The 24,859-nt window shown below is 45.7% G+C and carries 20 protein-coding genes; 11 read left to right on the top strand and 9 right to left on the bottom strand.

Features of this window, described 5'->3' with window-relative positions:
• Positions 1-161 precede the first annotated feature (161 nt).
• Complete coding sequence (locus BS614_RS25510) at positions 162-2,225, bottom strand: beta-xylosidase family glycoside hydrolase (protein ID WP_074095992.1); 2,064 nt, start codon at positions 2,223-2,225, stop codon at positions 162-164.
• Between the two features lie 33 nt (positions 2,226-2,258).
• Positions 2,259-4,181, bottom strand: coding sequence for a carbohydrate-binding protein (locus BS614_RS25505; protein WP_074095991.1), 1,923 nt, complete (start codon positions 4,179-4,181; stop codon positions 2,259-2,261).
• A gap of 902 nt (positions 4,182-5,083) precedes the next feature.
• Here BS614_RS25505 and BS614_RS25500 point away from each other — a divergent pair.
• The gene (locus BS614_RS25500) at positions 5,084-5,443 is read left to right on the top strand and encodes a hypothetical protein (protein ID WP_074095990.1); all 360 of its coding nucleotides are present in this window, start codon (positions 5,084-5,086) and stop codon (positions 5,441-5,443) included.
• A 34-nt stretch (positions 5,444-5,477) separates the two neighbouring features.
• Complete coding sequence (locus tag BS614_RS25495; protein WP_074095989.1) at positions 5,478-7,091, top strand: exosporium glycoprotein BclB-related protein; 1,614 nt, start codon at positions 5,478-5,480, stop codon at positions 7,089-7,091.
• Between the two features lie 399 nt (positions 7,092-7,490).
• Here the strand turns inward: BS614_RS25495 and BS614_RS25490 are convergent, their stop codons facing one another.
• Positions 7,491-7,844, bottom strand: a complete 354-nt coding sequence (locus tag BS614_RS25490) for a DoxX family protein (protein ID WP_074095988.1) — start codon at positions 7,842-7,844, stop codon at positions 7,491-7,493.
• A 140-nt stretch (positions 7,845-7,984) separates the two neighbouring features.
• On the opposite strand from BS614_RS25490, the gene BS614_RS25485 reads away from it, so the two are divergent.
• The gene (locus tag BS614_RS25485) at positions 7,985-8,368 is read left to right on the top strand and encodes a winged helix-turn-helix transcriptional regulator (protein WP_074095987.1); all 384 of its coding nucleotides are present in this window, start codon (positions 7,985-7,987) and stop codon (positions 8,366-8,368) included.
• Positions 8,369-8,392: 24 nt separating this feature from the next.
• Entirely contained in the window at positions 8,393-9,430 is a 1,038-nt protein-coding gene (locus BS614_RS25480; RefSeq protein ID WP_074095986.1) for an NAD(P)/FAD-dependent oxidoreductase, read from the top strand.
• A gap of 158 nt (positions 9,431-9,588) precedes the next feature.
• On the opposite strand, the gene BS614_RS25475 is transcribed toward BS614_RS25480, so the two are convergent.
• Both BS614_RS25475 and BS614_RS25470 read right to left on the bottom strand, forming a co-directional pair.
• Positions 9,589-10,419, bottom strand: a complete 831-nt coding sequence (locus BS614_RS25475) for an ankyrin repeat domain-containing protein (protein WP_244898196.1) — start codon at positions 10,417-10,419, stop codon at positions 9,589-9,591.
• A gap of 47 nt (positions 10,420-10,466) precedes the next feature.
• Complete coding sequence (locus BS614_RS25470; protein ID WP_342351876.1) at positions 10,467-11,237, bottom strand: phosphotransferase; 771 nt, start codon at positions 11,235-11,237, stop codon at positions 10,467-10,469.
• Positions 11,238-11,842: 605 nt separating this feature from the next.
• Between BS614_RS25470 and BS614_RS25465 the strand changes: the two genes are divergently transcribed.
• The 3 genes from BS614_RS25465 (at position 11,843) to BS614_RS25455 (ending at position 16,328) form a co-directional block, all read left to right on the top strand.
• Positions 11,843-13,624, top strand: coding sequence for an AraC family transcriptional regulator (locus BS614_RS25465; RefSeq protein ID WP_244898195.1), 1,782 nt, complete (start codon positions 11,843-11,845; stop codon positions 13,622-13,624).
• Between the two features lie 67 nt (positions 13,625-13,691).
• Positions 13,692-14,279, top strand: coding sequence for an imm11 family protein (locus BS614_RS25460; protein ID WP_074095982.1), 588 nt, complete (start codon positions 13,692-13,694; stop codon positions 14,277-14,279).
• A gap of 492 nt (positions 14,280-14,771) precedes the next feature.
• Positions 14,772-16,328, top strand: a complete 1,557-nt coding sequence (locus BS614_RS25455) for an acetamidase/formamidase family protein (protein ID WP_084174730.1) — start codon at positions 14,772-14,774, stop codon at positions 16,326-16,328.
• 214 nt (positions 16,329-16,542) lie between these two features.
• Here the strand turns inward: BS614_RS25455 and BS614_RS25450 are convergent, their stop codons facing one another.
• Together BS614_RS25450 and BS614_RS25445 are read right to left on the bottom strand one after the other, a co-directional pair.
• Positions 16,543-17,397 (bottom strand): sulfurtransferase, encoded by an 855-nt coding sequence (locus tag BS614_RS25450; RefSeq protein WP_074095981.1) that lies wholly within the window; start codon positions 17,395-17,397, stop codon positions 16,543-16,545.
• Between the two features lie 63 nt (positions 17,398-17,460).
• Positions 17,461-18,405: a DMT family transporter gene (locus BS614_RS25445; protein WP_036668496.1), complete on the bottom strand. Its 945-nt coding sequence runs from the start codon at positions 18,403-18,405 to the stop codon at positions 17,461-17,463.
• Between the two features lie 228 nt (positions 18,406-18,633).
• On the opposite strand from BS614_RS25445, the gene BS614_RS25440 reads away from it, so the two are divergent.
• The 3 genes from BS614_RS25440 (at position 18,634) to BS614_RS25430 (ending at position 21,260) form a co-directional block, all read left to right on the top strand.
• Positions 18,634-19,536: a polysaccharide deacetylase family protein gene (locus tag BS614_RS25440; protein WP_244898194.1), complete on the top strand. Its 903-nt coding sequence runs from the start codon at positions 18,634-18,636 to the stop codon at positions 19,534-19,536.
• A 37-nt stretch (positions 19,537-19,573) separates the two neighbouring features.
• A complete protein-coding gene (locus tag BS614_RS25435; RefSeq protein ID WP_074095980.1) occupies positions 19,574-20,227 on the top strand; it encodes a YkyA family protein in 654 nt (217 codons plus the stop codon).
• A gap of 142 nt (positions 20,228-20,369) precedes the next feature.
• Positions 20,370-21,260 (top strand): hypothetical protein, encoded by an 891-nt coding sequence (locus tag BS614_RS25430; protein WP_074095979.1) that lies wholly within the window; start codon positions 20,370-20,372, stop codon positions 21,258-21,260.
• Positions 21,261-21,514: 254 nt separating this feature from the next.
• On the opposite strand, the gene BS614_RS25425 is transcribed toward BS614_RS25430, so the two are convergent.
• Both BS614_RS25425 and BS614_RS25420 read right to left on the bottom strand, forming a co-directional pair.
• Positions 21,515-22,687, bottom strand: a complete 1,173-nt coding sequence (locus BS614_RS25425) for a mannitol-1-phosphate 5-dehydrogenase (protein ID WP_074095978.1) — start codon at positions 22,685-22,687, stop codon at positions 21,515-21,517.
• A gap of 47 nt (positions 22,688-22,734) precedes the next feature.
• The gene (locus BS614_RS25420) at positions 22,735-23,403 is read right to left on the bottom strand and encodes an HAD family hydrolase (protein ID WP_074095977.1); all 669 of its coding nucleotides are present in this window, start codon (positions 23,401-23,403) and stop codon (positions 22,735-22,737) included.
• Positions 23,404-23,906: 503 nt separating this feature from the next.
• Between BS614_RS25420 and BS614_RS25415 the strand changes: the two genes are divergently transcribed.
• Positions 23,907-24,833 (top strand): ADP-ribosylglycohydrolase family protein, encoded by a 927-nt coding sequence (locus tag BS614_RS25415; RefSeq protein WP_074095976.1) that lies wholly within the window; start codon positions 23,907-23,909, stop codon positions 24,831-24,833.
• Positions 24,834-24,859: the final 26 nt, after the last annotated feature.

Here is a 24,859-nt window from a genome sequence, read left to right as displayed (position 1 = left end):
TTTACATGAGGTATGCTTCATCCTTATCAAGATTCGGGATTTTTGAGGATAAAAGGTGACTCTCTTCATAAAAAATGTACTGAAAAAGACCTGGCTCCACACATGGTGAAGTCCAGGTCCTGATCAATAAGTGAAAAATTAATAACCGAATAAAACTACATTTATTCTACGCGGAAATAATCGAAATCTGCATATCCTCCGGTAGACTTCGTTGCATAATTGAATAGTGCAAACCGGTATCCCATAAAGTGTGGCAGGGTGTAAGACATTTGAAGTGTATTGCCAATGGTTGTCCAGTTGCTGCCATTCAGGCTATAAGCAAAGTAGGCTTTGTCGGTCTGGTTCGTAAAATCACAGATGACGCGGAGATAGATTCTGTTCTGGTTTAATGGCACAGTTGCTACTTCGGTCATGGTGCCGGAACTGGCATTAGTCATAATAATGGATTTGTTGCTGCCTGTCATTTTAACGCCGACAAAACCATATTTGGCCTGAAAAGCCGCGAGTCCAGCATAATCACCATCCTTCATGCCGGCTGTATCCAAAGCGGTCATCCCTGTGCTTTTTGGACCAAAGGTTCGTTGTGTCAGCGTGTTGCGGGCTTCTAACAGGTTTTTGCTGATTTTGCCTGCGGTTAACCGCATGAAACCGGGCCGCTGGAGCAGGGACCAGTTGGCAGCATCAGGGTTATGATTCCACTGCCAGAAAGTAGCGAGACTGGATGTACCGGAAGATGAATTGCTCGTCAGGGAGACGTCATCCACATAAAACGCCATCAAATCATTGGTCGGGTCCGGATTCGAGTTATACGGTGTTTCCACAAAAATAAAGCTTTGGGACAGGTCTGCATTCGACGGAACGGTATACGTACCTTGAATGGTACCCCACTGTCCGCGGGTTAACGTCGCACTGCCCATAATGGTAATTCCGGTATAACTTGCACCGTTCTGGATGCTAAGATTGAACGATTTGGTTGCAGGACCAGTAGTGTATTTGATCTTTGCCGTAAAAGAGTATGTTCCTCCCGGTACCAGCTTGCCTGTAACCATCTGTTTGGCTCCGCCTGCTGTCTGCTGTCTGCCGCTGACGAGCAGGCTTTTTGTACCGCTGAACGCTTCGGCATTCGTTAAGTTGATGGTTGCCGTATTGTTGCTGGTCCACGGCTGAATGTTACTTTCCTCAAAGCCGCCGTTCACTAACAGTTGCGTTACTGAGGGTGTGCCTGATGTGGTTGCGTTGAACTCATCAGACCCGTAGATTTTGGCAGCAGGCTGACCTTCAACAGGCATATTCATGTTAAGGGGAACCTTGCCGTTCACCCCAAACACAGGCCAGTTATCCGACCACGTCACAGGAACGAGATAGGGGATGCGTCCAATGGCCCCGCTATCACGAAACAGCAAGCCGTACCAAGCGCCGGATGCGGTATCCACGATGCCTCCTTGGGCGATTCCCGAGTCTCTGAGTACAACTTTACCTGTGTATGGACCTGTCAATGTGTTTGCACGATAGGCAAGCTGAATGCGACCATCACCCGAAGGCCAGGCAATCAGGAATACATAGTACATACCATTGATCTTCTGAATGTGTGCTCCTTCTGCCTTTACAATCATGTTGGAGCCGGCAACACTGCTTGCGTTTGGAATCAGGACCTGATTGAGACCGCCAGACTTGACGGACTTGGCATCAGGTGTTAGCTCAACAATACTGATGTTATCACTGCCATGAACAAGAAAGGTTCGATTCCCGTCAAACAAAAGGGAGGGGTCATGGTAATAACTATTCAATGTGTAAGGTGTCCATGGCCCTGTTTCAATATTGCTGGTTTGGTAAATATACGTCTTGCCCGTAGAAAGCGAGCCAAAGGCCACATAATATATACCGTTGTTGTACCGCAAGCTGCTCGCCCAGGAACCACGCCCATACTCGTTTTGTCCATTGTTCAGATTCTGTATATCCCCGTTTCCAAGCGTATCGTATACATAGTTTACGATGCTCCAGTTGACCAGATCATAAGACTTCATGACGGGTACTCCCGGATTCATATGCATCGTTGTGCTTGTCATATAAAATGCATTGCCCACCCGAATGACATCACTGTCAGGAACATCCGCGTAAATTACCGGATTGCTGAACGTTGCTGCGGAAGCAGATGGACTTGTCAGAGGGAGTGATGCTATAAGCAAAGGAAGAGCGAGCAGAAGAGTACTCATTTTTTTCCACATATTCTATCCTCCCGAACGATCATGTCTCTAGAATTATTGCGAATGTTCAAGGTAATCAATATAGGCATCCCATGTGCCATTATCCGTTGTTACGACTAGTTTAACTTCCTGATCGCCTGTAGCATGTGTAATGTTCGAGAGGGTCTGTACGGTCGGTTGTGTTCCGGTAAAGTAGAATGAACCTGCAGTTACACCCCCGATGACAAGATCGACACGTGCAGTATTATTGTTGTTGGAAGCACCGCGGACAGAAAAATTATGGGTCGGGAAAGCATAATATTGATTGTAGGCTGCATAATCATTGTTCCCGTAAAGAGCGACTCCATTAAAAGGGGAACTGACTACGCCAGCGTATTGACCGCCAAGCGTCATGTTTTCCGTTTCGATTCGAGTAACGGACGGGTTAGGATTGGGGTTACCGCCCGAACCGGATGTGAACTGCCAGTAGTCCAGTTTGAACAGATTTCCATTGCCCGAGCCTGTAAACACCAGATACAAACGATGTACCCCTGTAGCGTTGGTTACATTGGTCTCCATCTCGCGCCAAGTTTGCGAACCGCCAGTTGAACTTACGTTAAGTGTTCCAACTAGTGGGCCTGTCGGACTGTCCAGTCGAACCTCGATGTTGCCATTTCCGGTAGAAGCGACATTAGCCTTGAATTTGGAGGCTCCAGCTGAGCCAAAATCAACATTGCCGACCGCGATCCAATCCCCGTTATGAATATTAGTGACATTCTGATTGGCTACAGGTCCACCGCTCGCTTGACTCGGTTCAGTGTTAATTCCTGCTTGCCAGCCAATGGTTTCGGCTTCCACGCGGACATACGGGTTGAGGTTAGTGGTCTGAGGTACACCTGTCATATTCCCCTGAACTTCCTGGATTGTTCCATCCGCATTATGTGTCAGCTTGTTGATATGTGTGGAACGGTACCCTTTACCATCACCGAGGAATGCCTTACTCACCGTTTGTGCATGGTACGCCACATACCATGCGTTGTTGAACTGGAACACGGCATGGTGGTTATTGCCGCCTACACCGAAGAACGTACCAGGATTTTTCAGAAAGTGTCCTTTATACGTGAAAGGCCCCATCGGGCTGTCGCTGACCATGTATCCGATCTCACCTTTCGGATATGCAGTGGGGTGTGTTCCCGCGAAGTTGATGCAGTAGGAGTAATAATATTTGCCGTTATACTTGTGGATGCCAGAATCTTCGAACATATAAGGAGAATCAATAGTCACAGCACTGCCCACCACACTGGTCATGTCGGCACCGAGACGAATGACCCGAGCTGTTTTGGGATTGGCAATGGAAGCAGCGTTGGTATCGTTCGGAATGCCGCCGCCAGCATACAAATAGGCAGAGCCATCATCATCGACAAGTACAGCCGGATCAAAGAGCCAGGTTACACCGGACATACCTGGTGTTCCGTGTGTCAGGAGGGCACGTCCGATTGGGTCGGACCAAGGACCGATGGGAGAATCTGCTGTGAGTACCCCAATACCTCCGCCTGAGTTGGCAAAATAGAGGAAAAATTTTTCTTTGCCAGCAATGGTTTTCTTCGCCATGGCAGGAGCCCAGGACTGGGTAGCCCATTTGGCAATTCCTTGTCCATTATTGGCATTATTCGCACCCGCTACCGGGATGGAACCATGGTCTGTCCAGTTCACCATGTCAGCTGAAGAGATGACGTTAATTTTCCCGATCGTGCTGTACTGGTTCTCTCGGACAGAGCCGTCACTGTTGTACAGATATGCATCACCTGTCATGTAGACATAGACCCGATTGTTATGGACGAGCACATAAGGATCGGCTCCCAGTTTATGATCGATGAGGGGATTAGAGTTTCCAGGAAGTTTGGCAACGGCTGCATTGGCTGCATGGCTCGATTCAACGGGCAGGGTGACAAAGATTAGCAGACACGACAACAACAAAACTAGCGGTTTACGGATCATACGTTTCGCCTCCATGAAATTGGATTAGTGGTGAACCGAAAGTCAGAATAGCTGAGATGAAGAAATGCCGAAAAAATGAAGAGTTGTCCCTCATGTCACCCCCTTTTTGAAATAATGGTTAGGTTGGCTGTTAGGTTAAATCTTCATGTTGTTATATATGGTTTAAGCCAGACGGCCACCTGTGCACCGTGTAACTGGTCACGGCGACAAGGGAGTGGCTATAACCCGAAGTAAGACTGCATCTGTGTGTACGATTAGAAAAGCTATAATCTGTCAGGTTTCTTTTTGTAATCGCTTTCAATAAAATGGGTTAGAACACTGAAATTTGGCGAAGAAAGAGGTTTAGTCTCATTTAAATGTAATTATTTTTCATATTTTCATTTAAATGTTTATTAACTTGACGATATCATATCACAATTTTAAGATAATACAATCTTTTTCTATTTTTTTAGTAGAGGATGAAGAAGATCATTATTCTATGTGTTTAACATTGGGCTTGATGGTAAAATACGATCTCGTATTCTATAAGACTACATTTTCAAGCACAGCTTTATCCGCCCCATCAAATAGATAGCAAATAGAGAAGTCTTAAGCTGTGACCGTTTCCCTGGAATCTACCGGGGGAATGGTCATTTCGTTTTTTTTCTGGAATCGATCCGGGTTATATAACAAAATACTCGATTACTTGCTGACCAACTTTGGCTTTGCAAGTTTCTTCTCTTTGCTGTACATATCCCTGTTTTTGTGTAGCTAAAGAGCGCAGAAGGTTGTTGTGTATTGATAATGGTGGGGTGCCCCCTGTGTTTTGTCCACACCGTTGGTTGAGTGTTTGAATATTACTATCGAGTGAGCTTATGCCAAATACTGCTAGAGTCAGAGGTTCATAAAGGTGGGATGGGAAAATGGCTGTTTTGTCAACTGGACCGATTGAAAACAATCCGGTTTCCGGGGTTAGACCGACCCAACAGGTAACGATTAGATTGGCAAGTCGGGCTGAGGTGGATTCTGTAACAGTGTCCATTCAGGGTTATGTGCTAAGCACAACAAGAACGCTGTATGTGAGTGAAGTGATCAGTATTGCTCCTAATGAAGCAGTGACCAAAACTTATTTTGCAGATTTAGATGCTTTTGAGTTTGTTTTTGGAACAGACGTGGAAGGTGTGGAGGAAGTAGGGATTTCAGTGTGGGGCAAACAAGCCTCTGGGCAATTGGTAGATGCACACCGGGTGGTGGAGCACGAAAAAACAGTTAATGACATCTAGGAGATCAAAAATCCCCAAAAGAGGAGATGTAGCGATGAGCTTTTTATCAACAGGGCCAATAGAAAATAATGCTGTTAGCGGTGTAAGGCCGACTCAGACAGTTACAGTTAAAATTGATAACCGCAGTGATGTGACTACCTCAACCATACAAATACAAGGGTATTACATGAGTGGTGGAATGAGAGTTCTGTATGTCAGTGAGACTTTCGACCTTGCACCCAATCAAATAGTAACCAACAACTATTTTGCCAATTTAGATGCCTTCGAGTTTACTTTTACAACAACAGCGACGGTTAATGATCCTGTTCAAGTATCCGTATGGGGTAAGAGCAGCACAGGCGCTTTGGTAACAGCCCATCGTTTGGTTTCTTCCGAATTGCTGGGTGAAATCCCAGGCATCACGGGAGTCACGGGAGTCACAGGTGCAACCGGAGCAACGGGAGCAACAGGTACAGCAGGGACAACCGGAGTAACGGGAGCGACAGGTACAGCAGGGACAACCGGAGTAACGGGAGCAACAGGCACAGCGGGTACAACCGGAGTAACGGGAGCAACAGGCACAGCAGGGACAACGGGAGTAACGGGAGCAACAGGTACAGCAGGGACAACGGGAGTAACGGGAGCAACAGGTACAGCAGGGACAACGGGAGTAACGGGAGCAACAGGCGCAGCAGGGACAACCGGAGTAACGGGAGCAACAGGCGCAGCAGGGACAACCGGAGTAACGGGAGCGACAGGCACGCCAGGTACAACGGGAGTAACGGGAGCGACAGGCACGCCAGGTACAACGGGTGTAACCGGTGCGACAGGCGCAGCGGGAACAACTGGAGTAACAGGAGCGACAGGCACAGCAGGTACAACGGGAGTAACAGGAGCAACAGGCGCAGCAGGTACAACGGGAGTAACGGGAGCAACAGGCACAGCAGGTACAACCGGAGCAACAGGAGTGACAGGCGCAGCAGGTACAACCGGAGCAACGGGAGCAACAGGCGCAGCAGGTACAACCGGAGCAACAGGAGTGACAGGCACAGCAGGTACAACTGGAGTAACAGGAGCGACAGGTACAACTGGAGTAACAGGAGTGACTGGTACAACAGGTACAACCGGGGCCACGGGTGCGACAGGTTCTGGAACAATTATTCCTTATGCATCAGGACTTCCAGTTGTCTTGACTACAGTTTTGGGTGGACTTTTGAATACTTCCAGTTTAGTTGGTTTTGGCAACAGTGCTACCGGAGTAAGTGTTAACGGAGGAATTATTGATCTCACAGGCGCTGCAGGCACATTGCTTAACTTTGCTTTCTCCGCATCGCGTGCAGGAACGATTACTTCACTGGCCGCTTATTTCAGCACAACAGCCGGACTTAGTTTGGTTGGATCTACAGTAACCTTAACTGCACAATTATTCCGATCCACTACACCTAATAACTCCTTTACAGCTGTACCGGGTGCATTGGTAACCTTAGCTCCTCCACTGACCGGCATTTTGGCACTGGGCACAATATCCAGCGGAGTGACTACAGGACTGAGTATTCCGGTATCTGCCGGTGACCGCCTGCTTATGGTGTTCTCAGCATCAGTAACAGCCGGAATTGATGTGGCTACAACCGTAGCTGGATATGCAAGCGGCGGCCTTACCATCACTTAACGGAAACTGGGCTATATAACAAGTTTAAAGACAGGGACCCTCGCCAACATGGTGAGAGGTCCCTGTTTATGTGTGTGCTTTTGTTTTCAAACTCTCTTCAAATGAAAGATAAGGACTATACAAAAACATAAAAAGACGAGGATTGCTCCCCGCCTCGTACCTACCGTGATCTACTAAACTTCACTCTGTTTTGGTTAGGCTGTCTACGACAAATTTAAGTTGGGCTTCCAACGAAATTGGGTCACTAAACACGAAGCCACGGCTTTCCTCACGATAAACGTGATTGTTCTGGACAGCAGGGGGTTATCCCAGATAGGACCTTCAAAAACAGAATCCCCACTCTCATCACCTGTCCATCCACTTTTGAGTTTTTTTTGGATTTGTACTTCACCGTTTCCTTTACAGTCTTCCAAAGGCTACGATCAATGCCAGAACTATAAAAAAGATATTTACGCCGAGCTCCCGGTACTCTTTACGCCAAACATGAAACAGCATCCCGAACAGGGTGACAACAGCCAAAGCGATTGCGGCGATAGGTGTAAGCACCGGAGTGATGTTCAGCGCCCAAGGCAAAACAAGGCCCAGCGCTCCGAGTAGCTCCGCGATTCCGATCAAAATAACTAGACTTTTTGGCACATCATTGACCCAGGCCCAGGTCTTTTTTGACGACTCGATACGAATGGTTTTCATCCATCCTGAATATATGAAACCTAGGGCCAATATGATTTGCACGATCCATAACGTTACATTCATCTTTTCTTATCCCCTCACTTGCTCGATTTTAATATCTGCCTCTATACTAAAGTGAGAAGGCCCAATCTGGAAGTAGGCACTTAAACCTAACAAGGTAACCAAAAGTATACCCGGGTATGATCAGAAAGTGAGGAATAAGAATGACGGTATATTGCAAATTCGGAACGGCCTTGGATATCCTCACGGGTAAATGGAAATCTTTGATTCTTCTACGACTGCTGAGCAACGGTACAATGCGGTTCAGCGAATTACAAAAAGCCATTCCGGATATTTCAAAAAAAATGCTGACCCAGCAGTTAAAAGAACTGGAGTATCACGATATTGTGCATCGCGAAGTATATGCCCAAATTCCGCCTAAGGTCGAATACTCGATTACGGAGTACGGACAGCTCATGAAACCTGTGCTCCAGACAATGAGCGACTGGGGAGCCGGCCATATGCAGCATATGGAGAAGCTGTACAGCGAAGAAGACGAAAAAGGAGCAAACCCATCCGAACCTCGGAAAATCGATTCCTTGGGGTGATAGGGTGACAAGGGAGAGTTTTTTTTGAATAAACAAAAAATTGTGATCATTGGTGCAGGGATTGTTGGGGCGTGTATGGCCTATCATCTAGCCAAACGAAATCAAGATGTAACTGTTATTGAACGGCACTCAGCCGCGGCACGTGAAGTCACGGAAAAGTCATTTGCCTGGATACATACGACGCATAGAGTGGCTCCTGAATACTGGCATTTGTACGATGCAGCTGTGGAAGAATATCACACACTTCAGCAAGAGTTGTCCGAACTAAAAATTAATTGGCATGGCGCGCTAACTTGGGACACTCCGCCTCTAAGGGAGCAACACTTTCAAAAATTAAACCGGGAGCAGCTTGAGGCATTGGAGCCCAATCTGAAGGAATATCCGGATGAAGCCATGTTTGTCAGCGAAGAAGGTGCGGTGGACCCTGTAGCGGTAACGGAGCTGTTGTTGAGCAAAGCGCAAGAGTACGGAGCAAAGATTCAGTTCGACACCAACGTCATACAGCTGAAGCAAGAGGGTTCCCGTCTGGTTGGTGTTCATACATCCAAGGGTTTTGTGGAGTCGGATGTTGTGGTATTAGCCGCAGGAACAGGTACACCCGAACTTTGTAACCCGTTAGGTTGTCACGTGCCAATAACTTCGTCGCCTTCAATTCTGATTCGGATGAAAACTGCTAATAAACTGATACACACATTAATCTCCAATGCGCAATTTGAAGCGCGTCAACTGACAGATTATACGCTGCTGGCTGCGGAAGATTATATCGACGAGTCGGAGGAAAACGGACCACAGGCGGTCGGTAAGCGAGCTTACGACACATTGCGTCGCAGTCTCAAGCACGGTAATCAATTGGAACTGGAGAGCATAAAGGTTGGATGGAGACCCATGCCTGAAGACGGTTATCCGATTGTGGGCTTCCATGATCACATGAATGGACTTTATCTGACGCTAATGCATTCTGCAATTACGCTGGCGCCGCTGATTGCGAATCTGGCTGCAAGTGAAATTATTGATGGCAAATCAAGAAATGAATTAGACCCTTGTCGCCTCTCACGTTTCTAGGGTCACTCCACAACGAAAAGGACATCGCTCAAGTGGCGATGTCCTTTTCGTTGTGTATAATTGTTGGAGTCTTCTACACTTCCCCAGTGGCCACCATATTCTCCTCATAACTGTATTCGCAGCGGCTGGCGATTGGCAATTCCATGCTAGCTATTCATCTACCTGTGAATCTCGCTAGCGGATTTGGCACCTTGACTTTCAAGCCACGGGATCAGTTCGGATGAAAAATTACGTTTTGCTGTATCCAGTGGAGTCATTCCATCCCAGCTGGCTATCCAGTTCAGTTCGGCGCCTTGGTCAAGAAGGCATTCGGCTGTTTCTCTTTGACCTCCATGGCAAGCACACCAGAAGGCAACGGTTACTGCTTCGGGAGGAGAAGGGGAGGTGCTTGTTCCCCAAGGATAACGTTCCGGGAGTTTGGCTCCTTTAAAATGTTCTTGTATGGCGTGAATATTTCCAAGGGCGGCCGCATGCCAAAGGGCAAAGATCGCACCGCGCTCAACCAAGCGTCGTGCTGTATCCCATTGTGCGAAAGCAATAGCATCGTCCAGCGGCGTGCCACTGGCGATCACCGCGCCAGGCGTTTCAATGTCTGCGCCAGCATCAAGAAGGGCATCGAGCACTTGAACGTCATTGGAGCTTGCAGCCCAATGCAAAGGTGTCTCGATGTTTGGACCGACAAAAGGAGCGTTCACTTCCGCACCGAACTTGGTCAATACTCGCACGGCATCCGCTCCATTAGGGAAGTGCCCCGGCCAATCCGTCACCACGTGCAGCAGCGTTCGAGAGATACTGGAGTCTGCATCTACGTTGTCAGGCTTTCTTTCCAATATTCTTATGTTTGCCAATCCCGGATTCTCTGCCAGCAGTTGCTCTAACGTTGGAATATCTCCAGTGTGAATGGCTTCAATAACGCTAATTGCAAGTTTTTCATCTTCGTGAATAAACTCCATGCTCAAATCTCCTTCCAGGCTTATATCCATATTCATGTATACGGCTCTTATCACAGTTTGATTGAGAAGCATAATTAAACTTTTTAGGTAAGCATCTGAACTGCACATCTGGCATGATACTCTGCAAGACCCCTAGCGAATTGCTGATCGGGGAATTGTCTGTGAAGCAGTTTCAGTCCTCCTGATATCAAGGACAAATGATGGCAAAATTGATAAAATGTCATCCGCTCCGGGTCGAGATCATTATTTTTTAAGTAGTGATAAAAGTCTCCAAATCGAAACTCCAGAAAGCTATGCTCATATTCGAGATCGAAGAATCCTGCGCCCTCAATATCAATAAGGCATGGTTGCATAGCATGATCTATCCATATATGATCCGGACCTAACTCTCCATGAATGAAACTATAGAGATCTCTGGGTTGAATGGCTGCTTCCAATTCGCAAAGTTTCTCAAGCAACCTTTCGTCATTTTTCCTTATATCTGTCATGTGTTTGGATGCATAGGATAAGGCTGTTTCGGCATCCAACCGCTGAACTTGGTAGCAAGGCCCAGCCTTTTTACTGTTATCGTTGGCGTTTCCATAAGTATTTCTTTGGATTCCATGCATATTAGACAACATATCCCTGATCCGTTGAAACATCTCATCCCGATCTTTGTGATTTTTATGCTTGAAATAGGTTTCGGCTTTCTGTCCATCCACATACTCAACAAGAGCAAAATCATAAGAGTGCTGGTCTCTATCGTTATTTAGATCATATAAGGTCGGCGTTCGGATTCCATGTTGAGCGAGAAAGCGAGTATTCAAAGAGAAAAGTTCGCTGCCATAGGAACTGTGGAAAGTGGGTTCATTCAAGATCTCTTCCTGAAAATAGTTGCTGGAAATATCCCAAACGTACAGCATACAAGTGAAACCATTAGTGCAGTCAATTTTGTAAATGACTTTTTGTGCGCCTCCATGTATTCTTGCGCTCTGCGTTATGAGGTAACTGGCACCAAATACATTGTGCACATAATCCTGTAATTCTTCACGAGTAAGATGGTTGTTGGACATCATCGACTTAAGCTCCGTTTCAACTGTATTTTGCCGGCCAGCAACCTAAATATATAGAATATTTTCCCAAAAATATAGACTGTTTCTTTTCGATCTGTTAAAGTGTTGATTAAGGTCTGAATATTCATATGTATATCAAAGCAAGGGGTCGGGTACTCACGTTAGTGGGTGATCCGGCCCCTATTTTGCATGCAAGTTGACTCTCTGTTGACTATATATGACCAATGATTTTAAGGAGCTGGGAAGCCATCTTACATTTCAATGAACATCTTTTATTATGGAACAAGGCATCTATTAAAATAATGGATATTCGCCATATAACTATGCAAAGGAAGGAGGGACTTCACTCCTATCGATTCCCTGCGAGCTGTTTCTTATACACGGTGCGTGGCAATGCTGTTATACGGTTGGATGGAAAAGATCATCAGGTCTCACGATTCCATGTTTTGCATGGTGGGAAGGGCTGTTGCCTGAACATTTTGCCTGTTGAAGAGGACCTTGAATATTATATGATTTATTACAAAGCCATCATCCCGCTACCTGAGCGTCAGGATATTCTGGCCTTGATGGAGCACCGTAATCCCTTCAAGCTTCAATACGGCTTTGCACCTGATCAGCCTGTTTCCTTGTTAAGCAAAGTACAATACATGATGACAGCTTGGGAAGAGCAAGAGGCACTGGAACAGTTCCATGTAAAGTCATTATTTTATCAATTTGTATACGAGTTGTTATGGCAAATCCACAATGGGCGCGTGCCAACAATAAAGCCAGATCTGGTAGCGCAAATGAAATACTATATGCAGGAACACTACGCTGAACCCATTACAATGGACTTGTTAGCAGAGCTTATGGACAGCAGTCCACGTCATTTATCAAGGCTATTCAAACGCCAGACTGGTTGTAGTCCGATTGATTTTGTCATTCAAAATCGAATGAACAAAGCGAAGGAACTGCTGCTTACTACAGATGCTACTTTACAGGAAATTGCCAAGGCTGTTGGTTATCCGGATGGTTATTATCTTGCTAAAATATTTAAAAAATATATGGGGATTGCACCTATTCGTTATCGAAAGCAGCATGAAAGTCCTAATGTACCATCGACTGTGGCACGATTAGGCATTGTACAGGATCTAACTTCCTTATATATTGATAATGATTATCATAATCAGCATATATTTGAGGAGGAATTATTGATGTACAGAAGTAGAAAGACACCCTTGGCTATCACATTATTACTTTGTTTAACCCTATTGCTCAGCGCTTGTTCAACTGGTGGGGTAGGAAGTCCTGCAGCCAATGAAGGTTCTCAGAAGCCAACGAATCAGGTAGCGGCCAACAACGCTAACCATACAGATACACAATCTCAAATGAAGACTGTAACCACCTTAAAAGGGGATATTGAAGTACCGGTTAATCCACAACGAGTAGTTGTCCTGTATTTAATGGGTGATTTGCTTGCTTTAGGCGTTAATCCTGTGGGGATCTCTTCTGTAGAAGAAGGTGCGGCTTTTGCGAGCGAGCTGGAAGGTGCCACCTCATTAGGAGCATTTAATCCGGACCCGGAAGCAGTAACTGCGCTTAATCCCGATCTCATTATTGTTACCAATGAAGAAATATATGAAGGACTTAAAATGATTGCCCCTACAGTATATATTCCTTATGACCTGCCAGTAGAAGAACGTATGAATTTGCTTGGAGAAATTCTGGGTAAAGAGGGACAAGCTCAGGAAATGTTAGATAACCTTCACAAAAAGGTTGAGCAAAGCAAGGAAAAACTTGAACAAGCAGGTATCTTGGATAAAACCGTCACAATTATGGAAAGCAACAAAGGTTCCATGGCTGTAATGACAGGCTTGGGTTATGGCCGGGGGTCGCAGATTATTTATCAATATTTAGGGATGAAAGCACCTGAAGTCTTGCAACGTGAAATTGAAAACGCAAGAAACGATGCGACAAGCAAGGACGTTTCTTATGAAGTATTACCTGAATATGTGGGTGATTATATATTCCGTTCTTCCTTTGAAGGAATGGTTGATCTGTCAGACAATTCAATTTGGAATAACATCCCCGCAGTCAAAGAAGGACGTTTGATTGAGATGAGCTTTGGTTTATTTTTCTACAATGATATTTATTCGTTAGACAAACAGCTTGATTTTATTGTGGATAACTTGCTTAAAACCGTGGAGTAATTGGAGGGGCCGTTTAACCTGTATAATTGATTGAAAGGCACTTTATTTGGAAAGGAGACATCATTCTTTGAACTATTATTTTCTGGAATCTCAATATCCACGTAGAGGGTTTATTAGTGGCGGAACAACCTTCACTCCCCAATTAGATATGAATTATTTGGCGATAGAGAATCCGTTGCCCGAGGGGACAACAGCAGAGGTTGAGCTACTGTCTACGGTACGCAACCTGAACGTAGATTATTTTGAGACGATCACAGGAACGAGACACGTATCAGATCGTTTTAAAACGCTGTTGGAGGAAGCGAAAACAAACACACAGTTTATTCCGACAACGGTCTGTTACCACGACGGTCGTGCGGTTGAAAAAACCTATTGGACTACACATCAACTCGATCGTTTGGATGTTTTTGATTATGAACGTTCGGAATATGGGCGCAAAGCGGTCATTGCGGCATCTGTACAACAGCCTCCACGTAAGATCGTCAAAGTTGTATCTCAAATCTGCCTTCATGAAGAGCGAATTGGCGAGCATGAATTTTTTATGCTGGATTATATAAATATCTTCAAACCCATTGTTTCAAAAGATTTTTACGAAGTATGCCGAAAACATAGGCTGAATCTGAACGTGACAGAAGTCGAAAATGTAAGCATCTAAAATGCTACATGAATATAATGAAAACACAAAGAAGCCCACGTTTGACGTGGGCTTCTTTGTGTTTATTTTTCCCCAGTAGCCACCGGATTCTCCTCATAACTAATCCAGTCACTCCTGCTTCCGGAATACAACTTCACATTTGAGTATCCCACTTTTTCCAGTGCAATCACGTGCAGACAGGTGATTAAGCCTGAACCGGAGTGCAGTAGTATTCCTGGGGCGGGTTCATAAACATCAAAGACATACATAGTTTTCCTGTAACTTAATTTCGTTTGTTCAAATCTCTGAAGAAGGATCCTTAAGTTAACTAAATATATTTAAGTTTTACATGACTTAGTTGTGGCAAGTATATTTACAGTTTTTTTAAAAGTTATAAGTTTATTCTTGAAATGTAGCTCGTTAATGTTATGTTTGTTAACAAAAAATATTGTTGTAAATGTATTTATATGTTATTGTGTTAGAAAATATTACATATTATAGAGGGGGAGCGTAATGTTTATTAACCGAACGATTAGGAAATTTGGAGTTTCAGTAGGGATTATAAGTATGTTTACATTTGCTCTACCTTCAGTGGGCTTTAGTATGCCACTGCAACCAACAACCCTTGATAAGGTAGAAGGTGATTATTATGTAACGTCTGCGATTGAGAACATTCGCTGGGGATCACTGCCTAATCGAGACAGCTCTCCGCTTCTTACTGTGCCATCAGGAAGTGCTGTAACATTTGATACGGTATCGCATGAGGGACTGATAGAGGATCAAGGGAGAAATCCAGTGGAGTACTTCGGCAAATTCGGTATCTCACCCGATGGAGTGTTGGATGATGCGAAGGCAATTGCGGCTTCTGAGATTAAGCATGATTATGTAAAAGACGGACCTCATATTATCACTGGGCCAGTAGCGGTTGAGGGAGCAGAGCCAGGAGATGTTCTTAAAGTAGAAGTCCTTTCGTTGCAAACTCGCGTTCCATATGGTGTCATTTCTAACCGCCATGGTAAAGGTGCCCTTCCTAACGAATTTCCAGAAAATACGGGCCCACAAGAGGGAGCTAGCGCAACAAAACCGGAATTATATAATAATGTATCTATATTTACGCCTATTGAAGAAATCCACGGCATTTGGTATGGAGTATTACCAACAAAAGCTGGCAAAAATGTACGTTTCCCAATTAACCCGTTTCTAGGTGTTATGGGGGTTGCACCAAATACCAGTGAAGTTGTGAGTTCTATCCCACCTATTGAAACAGGAGGGAATATGGATATTAATGAGTTGGGTGTTGGTGCAACTATTTATTATCCGATTCAAGTTAAAGGCGGGCTATTCTATACTGGAGATCCACACTTTGCTCAAGGAGATGGGGAAGTAGCGTTAACTGCATTGGAAGCTTCCTTAAGGGGGACAGTTCGGTTAACGGTGTTAAAGAAAGGTGATCCATCACTACCACATAGTGGAGAATTCACGCAACCCTTTGCTGAAACAGAGGATTATTGGATTCCAATTGGACTGGACCCTGATTTGGATGAAGCAATGAAAGAATCAGTACGTGAATCGATTCAATTCTTATCTGATAAGCTTGATATGGATAGAAGTGTAGCTTATGCGTACCTATCGGCCGCAACGGATTATGAAGTATCTCAGGTCGTAGACCGAACAAAAGGGGTTCATGGACTCATTCGAAAGACCGATTTCCTTGAATATGTTGATGTTGCAATGAACGTAGGTGGTACGTTAATCAAACCGGTTGTTCATAACAATGAATTCTACGTACCGATTCGAACAATTTCCGAGCTATTTGGCGGTACAGTAATGTGGGATAATAAGACGCGTACAACGCAAATAAAATTAGGTACGAAAAATATAAGTGCTCAAATTGGTTCAGATGTGTATTCAATTAACGATAAACTAGTGTTCAATAGTAACGTACCAAAGCTTTTAAATGGCGAAACCGTAGTTCCGGTTTCTGTTATTAATGAAATACTAGGCGCTTATGTCAACTGGACGACGATCGACAAGACGTTAACAGCAAATGTATCGTTAAGTAAAAAGTAATAATAGATTTCATTATTCAACCGTGGTGGACAGATGTCCATCACGGTTTTTTTTGTTATCATGAATCAAAAAAACTGCCACTTTATCTCTACTTCTGTATGCTTGTAAATACTTACTGGGTTGTGTTGTTGAATTGATGTTGACTCCGAACATAGAAAAATACATCGCTGGGGCAGATAAGCCGCCTGGCGATGTATTCAACATCGATACACTGCTATACGTCTTTGTGCACATCCGCATCGCCTATAGCCACCGGATTCTCATCATAACTAATCCAGTCGCTCCAGCTCCCTGAATACAACTTCACATTTGTATATCCCGCTTCTTCCAGTGCAATCACGTTAGGGCAGGCCGAGACGCCAGAACCGCAATACACGATAATCGCGCCATCCTTGTCCAGCTTACTGAAACGCTCTTCTAACACTCCGGTATCTGTCCAACGTCCATCCCAATCCAACACATCTTTCCAAAAATAATTCACCGCACCCGGAATATGTCCGGCCTTGGCATCAATCGGTTCCTCCAGACCCGCATAACGGCGAGCATCACGGGAGTCAATTAGCATGGCACTGCCACTTGCCGAAGCCTGCTGAATATCCTCAACACTTGCTAGCATCGCGGGCTGTACGTTCACCTCAAAGGAAGATGGGATCTGAACGGGCACATCCACGGTCACCGGGAACTTGGCATTTTGCCAAGCGGAGAAACCTTCGTCCATGACATACACTTGCTCATGCCCCATGTAGCGAAGCAGCCACCATAGCCGAGATGCATTCATCCCGCCTTGATCGTCATAAGCAACAATCCGACTATTGGAGCTGATGCCAGCTTTGGAGAGACGACTTGCGAGCACAGCCGGATCAGGAAGCGGGTGACGTCCTCCGTGCGCAGACACAGGAGCGGAGAGATCTTTTTCCAAATCGAGATAGACAGCCCCTGGAATATGTCCAGCTTCATAGGATTGTCTTCCAGCCTCCGGCTGACCGAGCAAGAATCGGCAATCTGCAATAACTACATCCGGTTCATACATTCTGGCGAGCAGCCAGCGCATGGATACAATATTTTTCATCAAAATACACCGCCTTATGAGAGTGGTAGAGTCGTTTATAACTATGCATTACGAAAAAATACGTTATACCGTTGTAGGTTCAATAGGCCCTTTTCCCGCAACAGAGGCTTCTGCTGAAGCAATCTGAGGTTTGGTTTTTCCATATCGAATGAAGATCCATACCCCGAATATGATGACGACCCCGGCAGACATTTGTAATGCACTGAGGGATTCGCCGAGCAGCATCCAGGCCAGTAATGAAGAGAATACGGGTTCCCCAAGTACGCCCATGGATACCGTTGTGGCATTCATATATTGAAGCAGCCAGTTGAAGAGATAATGTCCAAAGATCGTTGGCACAATGGCGAGCAGCAGGAAGATTCCCCACTCTGACGCAGCGTAACCTCCGAACGGGTGGCCCATGATCAGATTATATACCGCCAGCGTGCAAGCAGCCACGAAGAACACCCAGAAGTTATACGAAAATGCACTAAGTCCCGCTCGCAAAAATTGACCAAGCAGCATATGAACGGCGACTGCGATTGTGCCAAGCAAAGACAGGACATCACCTTGCAGGGCAGTACCTGCCAACTGGAAATCTCCTGCGCCAATGACGATTGATCCAAGCAGGGCGATGCCCATGCCGATGATCATCATGCGATTAATTTTGGCTTTGAACAGCCATACCGAACCGGCAAGAATCAGTATAGGCTCCAGCGCGAGAATAACTGTGGAACTGGCAACACTGGTGAGCCGCAGCGAACCCATCCAGAGCAGAAAATGAAGGGCCAGCATCACACCGGATGCAAGCAGCAAGCCCCACTGCCGTAAGCTCAGTCGCATCATCTCATGTCTGTATTTCCAGACAAACGGGAGCATTAGCAGGTTGGTGAGAAAAAGACGGTACATGGCAATGACCGCAACATCTGCGGTAGACCAGCGTACAAAGATCGAAGAAAAAGAAATGGCGATAATGCCGACAAAGAATAACAGATAGATGGATCTGCCGGCACGGTTCAAGCTTGTCATGGGTGTAGCTCCTTCTTGAAGTCTGATAGCGTAAATCACTTCATTATACAGGAGAAGGTAACCGCAGGAAAGATAAAGAGAACGAAGAGATAAGTAGATTGTAACCGGGCTTGTAACTATTCTGTCATTCTCCCGATCCATTTTTCTATTAATCTTCTATATAGAGACATGAAACGAGATAATATACCAATAATCGGGAAAAAATGAAAGTAAGGAAGTGGCATGACAGTGAGAGTTCAACAAGAGAGAGCGGGAGAGCGTGGCAGTATTCCGCCTAGCACAAGTCGCACGAAAACACATAAACGAAGAAAAATCCGGTATGGAAGGGTAGTCATAGCTCTAATGCTCCTGGTACTGTTCGTTACCGGTATTACATATGTATTCTTTGGCATGACGCATTGGATCAAAAGCGTTGTGGCGCCGCCTCCGATTACTGTAATAGAACAGCCGGCCAAGCTTGGCATGATACAAGTTACTCCGGATGCGAAGGAGGAGCCGGCACGGTTCCAGGGCCAGGTTCGCAAATTGGCATACATAACGTTTGATGATGGGCCAACTGAATATACAGAACAACTGCTGGATATTTTGAAGCAGCATGAGGCGAAAGCTACCTTTTTTATGATCGGACGTCAGTTGAATCAGCATCCAGAAGCAGTGAAACGGCTGTTGAAGGAAGGCAGTTATCCTGGACTTCACAGCATGACGCATAACTATAAAAAGCTGTATAAGAGCGGCAACTCGGCAAACTTTGTGAAAGAGTTCAAGAAAGAGCAGAAGATGGTGCAGGACCTGATTGGTTTTACACCTCATCTGATTCGTGCACCTTATGGCAGCAGTCCACAGATCGGTGAAAAGTTCAGAGGGGACATTGCGGCGGCCGGATTCAAAATGTGGGACTGGACGACAGATTCACTCGATTGGAATCTTCCCGGTCAGCCGGACAAGATTGTGGCCCGGGTGAGCAAAAGTGTACATCGGGATAAGGAAGTGATTCTGATGCATGAGCGGGAGCAGACGGTGCAGGCTTTACCACGCATTCTGAAGTTACTCGAAGATCGGGGTTACGAGTTCGAAGTATACGATCCGGATGCACACTGGGTAGCCAATTTTAGCGGAGATACCCGCTTGTAATATAACAACAAGATGATGCAAGAGAGGAAGGACTTTGGTGCTAACGAGTAAAAAAGTGGCGCTTGCGGCAGTTAGTGTATTGCTAATTCTGCTGGTGAGTGGTTGTGGAGATCCGCAGGAGCCTGCGGCAAATCAGATAAACCAATTGGTGCTCAGCGGTCAGGAGATTGATCAGAGTTTGAAGACGCTGACCAGTCATGAGCAGGAAGATATGAAGTTATACAAGTCTATTTTAGACAAAGGCAAGAACAAAAACAGTGATCTCGAAGCACTGCTGGATCAGGCAGCAGATCATATTCATGAACGAAGAACGTTGTTGAAACAGGCGGAAGAGGCCATGAAACAGACCAACGAGAAGACGGTGGCCCTGCGCGGTTCATTGAAAGAACTATCATTTGAAAAAGAAGAAACGTTGGCACAGGCTGAAAAGGTGCTGGATCAATATGAAGCAAGAGCACGTGCATTGGAAAATTTTGTTGCTTCGTATCAGTTGAGTCTGAGTGCCGATGAACAGTTGTATGATCTGATGAGAGAAAGTGCAGAACCTAATCTGGTTAAGATTAAGCGAGCCATTCGGGTACGGAATAGCGAATATGCGAAGCTTGCTGAATTCCGAAAGCAACTTAACCTCCAGACCAAAGCATTTAACGGAGCCAATGCCAAACTGGTACAGATGGATCAGGCCAGCTGAGCAGAGGATCTGAGCAACCATTCAGACATTTTGCATGATTGAGCTGCCTGTCTCCCGTGTAAGTACTAGTATACAGCCAAGCCAATGGATGAGAAGCAACATGGACAAGCATCATTGCGTATAAGCTAACGGAGGTGTTCATATGCGAAAAGGAAATACAATGAAAGTCAGTGCATCACTCCTGGTTTTACTTATGGGATTCTCGCTTGTGGCCTGTGGGAACAGTAATCCTGCTGCACAGCCAACAGTGAATAATACGGAAGAACAGTCACCAGCACCGGAGCAACAACCAAATGAAAGTGCTGCAATAGAAGCAGAAGGTATTCTGACTGGATGGGCTGATCCGCATACCGTTGAGATTCGAGTGAATGAGAAGCCGATGTCATTTCAGGTGAGCGAAGATCTGCAGAAGTCTCTGGATGATATTGATGACGAAGATTCCGTTCGTTTCAAATATGTAGAGAAAACGATTGATGCAACAACGAAACAGTTGGTACTTACAGAGATTGCAAAGATTGAATCGAGTGATGATAATAACGGTTCCAATGCAGGCGGTACAGTAACGTCCGATCGTCCGAAGACATCAGAGCTGGAAGTGACGGTAGAAGGAATGACCGAGAAACGCCCAGTCACACTGGCACAAGCGAAAGGTTATTCACTTTATGTGTTTGAACCGATGGCTTTTGACGCGGAAGACCATGAATTAACAATGAAGATTGATCCGGATTATGAGGTAGAGATTGAGAAGCTGCCGGCGAATTACAATCTGGATGCGCTGAAGATGGATGCCAAGGAAGAGTTGTCCGAGACCGGAGAAGTGAAGCAGTTAACGGCTGAACAACTCAGCAACGGTCCGATGAAGGATGCAAGATTGTATATGATGTCCCAGAATGATAAGAAAACAGAGTACTTTATTGTCAAAGAACTGGATGGCAATGGTTTCATTTTCCACATCCAAGCACCTATTGGTGAACCTTCGGAAGGTTTCCTGCCCATGGCATATGCATCCCTCAATTCCATTATGAATGAGTAGAAAAGGGATGAGCCACTCGGTTAAACCAAATGATGTATTAAATTAAAAAGATTCCCCAAACAGCGTGTTTCCTTGAGAGAGGAGATACGCTGTTTTATTAACGTTACTACAATATAGATAGATGTACCGTGCCGTGCCACGCCGTGCATAGACAAATAGCCGGAAGGAGCGATGCTGCTGCATAGGTTCCTCCCGGCTTCTTGGCCGTGCTTCTATTCAGTTTGCAGGATCGAACCCATGCCCTGATCCGTTACTCAGGTTAGTATAGTCGATTCCTTGCGCCCTCTGAGTTCTTGATAACGGGTGATTACATTCTGATGAACGGGATGTTCGTCGGGAATTCCCATGCGTTCACGGATGAAGGAGGAGACGCCATCTTCGCTAATCATGTGTTGTAGCTTCATGGCTTCCTCGTCGCGTTTGTCATTATACAGCATTGCGGCCGCCATAGCAGAAGTTAAATGAGGAATTTCAATTCCGAATTCACTGGCCTGCAGCGCTGGGCGAACAAGCCGATCATGAGGCGAAAGCTTGCGAAGGGGGGAACGTCCGACCCGGTTGACCTGATCCGTCAGGTTGGGATTGGCGAAGCGTTCCAGTATGGTATCGATATATTTGTTATGCTTCTGAGCGTTGAATCCGTGCTTCTGGATAAGCATCTGACCGGTCTCTTCCATAACATGGCGCACTTTGGCCCGCAGGGTGGAATTACTCATCACCTGTCGGATCGTCTTGAATCCTTCGAGATAGCCGAAGTATGCGGCGACACAATGGCCTGTATTGACCGTAAACATTTTACGCTCGATATAAGGTTCAAGCGAATCCACATAGTGGACGCCGTCTATTTTCTTAAATCCATCCAGAAGTGCTGGACGATGAACGACCCATTCGTAAAAAGGTTCAACAGTGACCTGCAGCGGGTCTTTGTGGTTTTGAGCCGGAACAATCCGGTCCACAGCTGCATTGGGGAAAGAAACATAACGTTCGGCTTTTTTGCGAGTTTGTTCATCCAAAAATGGATAGATGCGTTTCTTCAGCCTGGTGCTACCACCGATGGCATTCTCGCAAGCAATAATATGCAGTGGAGCCTGATTATTGTTTTTCATGCGAAGTTGAATGCCTTTGGCGATCGGTTCGGCGATATCTCCGAGTGCAGATACCCCCACCGCGGTTGTGATCACATCGGCTGAAGCGATCTCTTCAGCAACGAGATTCTGCTCACTCACATTGATAGCCGTCACGTTGTTGACAATCGTAGTGTCCTGATCTCTATTGGCAAGTGTAATCGGATATTCCTGCCTCTCTTGAAGCATGGAGATTTTCTTCGGGTTACGTGCGACAAAGCAGACTTCGTAGTCGGAAGCGGACAACATATGACCGATAAAACCGCGGCCTATATTGCCCGCACCAAAATGTACAGCTTTCATGTGTGAACTCCCCCTTTAAGGATTAAATCGCGAAATTCGTGCAGACCTTAGACGGTAGTGACGAGTGGCTTCGAAATCAAATCATTAAATGTAAGGTCGGTCAAGCAAGACAGCCGTTGGTGAGGCATATCGAATTCCAGTGTTCCTGTGATGGTATTCGAGATGACTACGCAGTGCATACCAGCCGCAGCAGCTGCACGCGCGCCGTTAGGTGAATCCTCAATCGCTACGGCTTCGTCTGCAGTTACTCCAAGGGCTTCAAGCGCTTGATTGTAGAGTTCTGGGTCAGGCTTCACATTTGCAACATCATCTGCCGTACGAATGACTTCAAAATAATCTTTCAGTTTCAGTTGTTCCAGATGTTGTTCAACCCACTCCCGTTTGGAGCTGGATGCTACAGCCAGTTTCAGTCCGGCTTCACGTGCTTGTTCAAGATATTCCTGAATACCAGGACGCACCTTTTCTATGTTCATCAATGCAGCGTGCTGCAACTGAACGGATTCCCTGAACGCTTCCCGATCGATCGGAAGATTCAAATCTGTGATGAGGTACTCATACGGATTAAATGTTTTCAGACTGGTACCGATGCATTGTGAATACATCTCCAGGGTTAAATCTACGCCGTGTTCCTTGTAGGCATCACGAAAAGCAATATACCATGCTGTCTCTGTATCAATAATCGTTCCGTCGAAATCAAACACCAGTGCCTTAATCATAAATTTGTTCCTCCTGTTTCAGAATTAGTTTGGGGATAAAATGAAAATGAAAATTTTCTGCAAATTCATTCCCTGTATTCATTAACCTGCGGCATATTAGTTGACGCAATAAACCGAAAATGAATATTAATTTGGGAAAAAATATGCGTTTGAAGCTAATAAAACCGTAACATAGGACAAACCGAAGGGTCAAGCGCGTCATGATTGTTTACATTGAAAATTTTCACATATATGATTTGTTTTCAGAAAATGATGAACGTTGCAAACCGTTAACCCTTTTGCATGTAAGCGGTGTACTGAATAAACTGTATTTTCAGCTCAAAAAAATAAAACTTTTTTTATGAAAATTTGCTATTCTGGCCGTTCTACAGCTTTCGACACTTTTATAATAGAAGAAATGGAGCTGAATTTATTGGATTTTATTAGCTTTACGCCAGATCAGGCCCTGTGGGAAAATGGAAGAAAGATTCTGAAAGTATATGGAGTAAGGGAGGAAGACAAGTATGCTGCAAAAGGACCGTTTCAATGGCTGCTTCATCGGGCTTGCAGCGGGTGATGCGTTGGGAACCACCGTGGAATTCAGTAGCCCGGGCACATTTGAACCGGTAACGGATATCGTGGGTGGCGGCGTATTCGGGCTGGAGGCAGGGCAGTGGACAGATGATACATCCATGGCTCTGTGTCTGGCAGAAAGTCTGGTACGCAATGAGAACTTTGATCCTGCGGATCAGATGCGCAGATACACCAATTGGTACAAGGTCGGGTATATGAGCAGCACAGGCGATTGCTTTGATATCGGCGGGGCCACAAGAAGTGCCTTGGAGAGGTTTGAGATAACTGGAGAAGCCTACAGCGGATCAATTGACCCGATGACGGCGGGCAATGGCTCTATCATGAGGCTTGCACCTGTCGTGATGGCTTATGCTAATCAACCAAACGAGGCGGTCCGTTATGCCGGGCTGAGCTCCCGGACAACACATGCTGCAATGGAAAGTGTGGAAGCATGTGAAGTGCTAGCCGGCATAATTGTTGCCGGTCTGCGCGGAGCGGACAAAAACGTCATGCTGATGCCGGAGACATACCGACAGTGGAGGGAAGAGGTTTCTTTTTCACCCGCTATTGAAGAGGTTGTTAGGGGTTCCTATCAGAGGAAAGAACCGCCTGAAATTAAGGGCAGTGGTTATGTGGTTCGTTCACTCGAGGCAGCACTATGGGCGTTCCATAAGTCATCAAGCTTTGAAGAAGGCGCGTTGTTAGCTGTTAATCTGGGTGATGATGCGGACACTACGGGCGCGGTGTACGGACAGATCGCAGGTGCTTATTATGGACTGAGTGGTATTCCGGCACACTGGCGGGACAAGCTGGCCATGCGTGAAACGTTCGAACAACTAACAGATGCCTTGTGGTTGAAGGCGACAGAAAATCGTTGATTAAGAGACAGGAGAAGAGAACATCT

The sequence above is a fragment of the Paenibacillus xylanexedens genome, from assembly GCF_001908275.1.
Taxonomy (GTDB): Bacteria; Bacillota; Bacilli; order Paenibacillales; family Paenibacillaceae; genus Paenibacillus; species Paenibacillus xylanexedens_A.
The sequence above is the reverse complement of the archived record's forward strand: the minus strand, read 5'-3'. Positions and strand labels throughout refer to the sequence as shown.

Bases quoted from the DNA above. Each gene is read 5' to 3' on its own strand.
- BS614_RS25510 (WP_074095992.1), bottom strand. From the start codon at position 2,225: ATGTGGAAAAAAATGAGTACTCTTCTGCTCGCTCTTCCTTTGCTTATA.
- BS614_RS25505 (WP_074095991.1), bottom strand. From the start codon at position 4,181: ATGATCCGTAAACCGCTAGTTTTGTTGTTGTCGTGTCTGCTAATCTTT.
- BS614_RS25500 (WP_074095990.1), top strand. From the start codon at position 5,084: ATGGCTGTTTTGTCAACTGGACCGATTGAAAACAATCCGGTTTCCGGG.
- BS614_RS25495 (WP_074095989.1), top strand. From the start codon at position 5,478: ATGAGCTTTTTATCAACAGGGCCAATAGAAAATAATGCTGTTAGCGGT.
- BS614_RS25490 (WP_074095988.1), bottom strand. From the start codon at position 7,844: ATGAATGTAACGTTATGGATCGTGCAAATCATATTGGCCCTAGGTTTC.
- BS614_RS25485 (WP_074095987.1), top strand. From the start codon at position 7,985: ATGACGGTATATTGCAAATTCGGAACGGCCTTGGATATCCTCACGGGT.
- BS614_RS25475 (WP_244898196.1), bottom strand. From the start codon at position 10,419: ATGAATATGGATATAAGCCTGGAAGGAGATTTGAGCATGGAGTTTATT.
- BS614_RS25455 (WP_084174730.1), top strand. From the start codon at position 14,772: ATGTTTATTAACCGAACGATTAGGAAATTTGGAGTTTCAGTAGGGATT.
- BS614_RS25450 (WP_074095981.1), bottom strand. From the start codon at position 17,397: ATGAAAAATATTGTATCCATGCGCTGGCTGCTCGCCAGAATGTATGAA.
- BS614_RS25445 (WP_036668496.1), bottom strand. From the start codon at position 18,405: ATGACAAGCTTGAACCGTGCCGGCAGATCCATCTATCTGTTATTCTTT.
- BS614_RS25430 (WP_074095979.1), top strand. From the start codon at position 20,370: ATGCGAAAAGGAAATACAATGAAAGTCAGTGCATCACTCCTGGTTTTA.
- BS614_RS25425 (WP_074095978.1), bottom strand. From the start codon at position 22,687: ATGAAAGCTGTACATTTTGGTGCGGGCAATATAGGCCGCGGTTTTATC.
- BS614_RS25420 (WP_074095977.1), bottom strand. From the start codon at position 23,403: ATGATTAAGGCACTGGTGTTTGATTTCGACGGAACGATTATTGATACA.
- BS614_RS25415 (WP_074095976.1), top strand. From the start codon at position 23,907: ATGCTGCAAAAGGACCGTTTCAATGGCTGCTTCATCGGGCTTGCAGCG.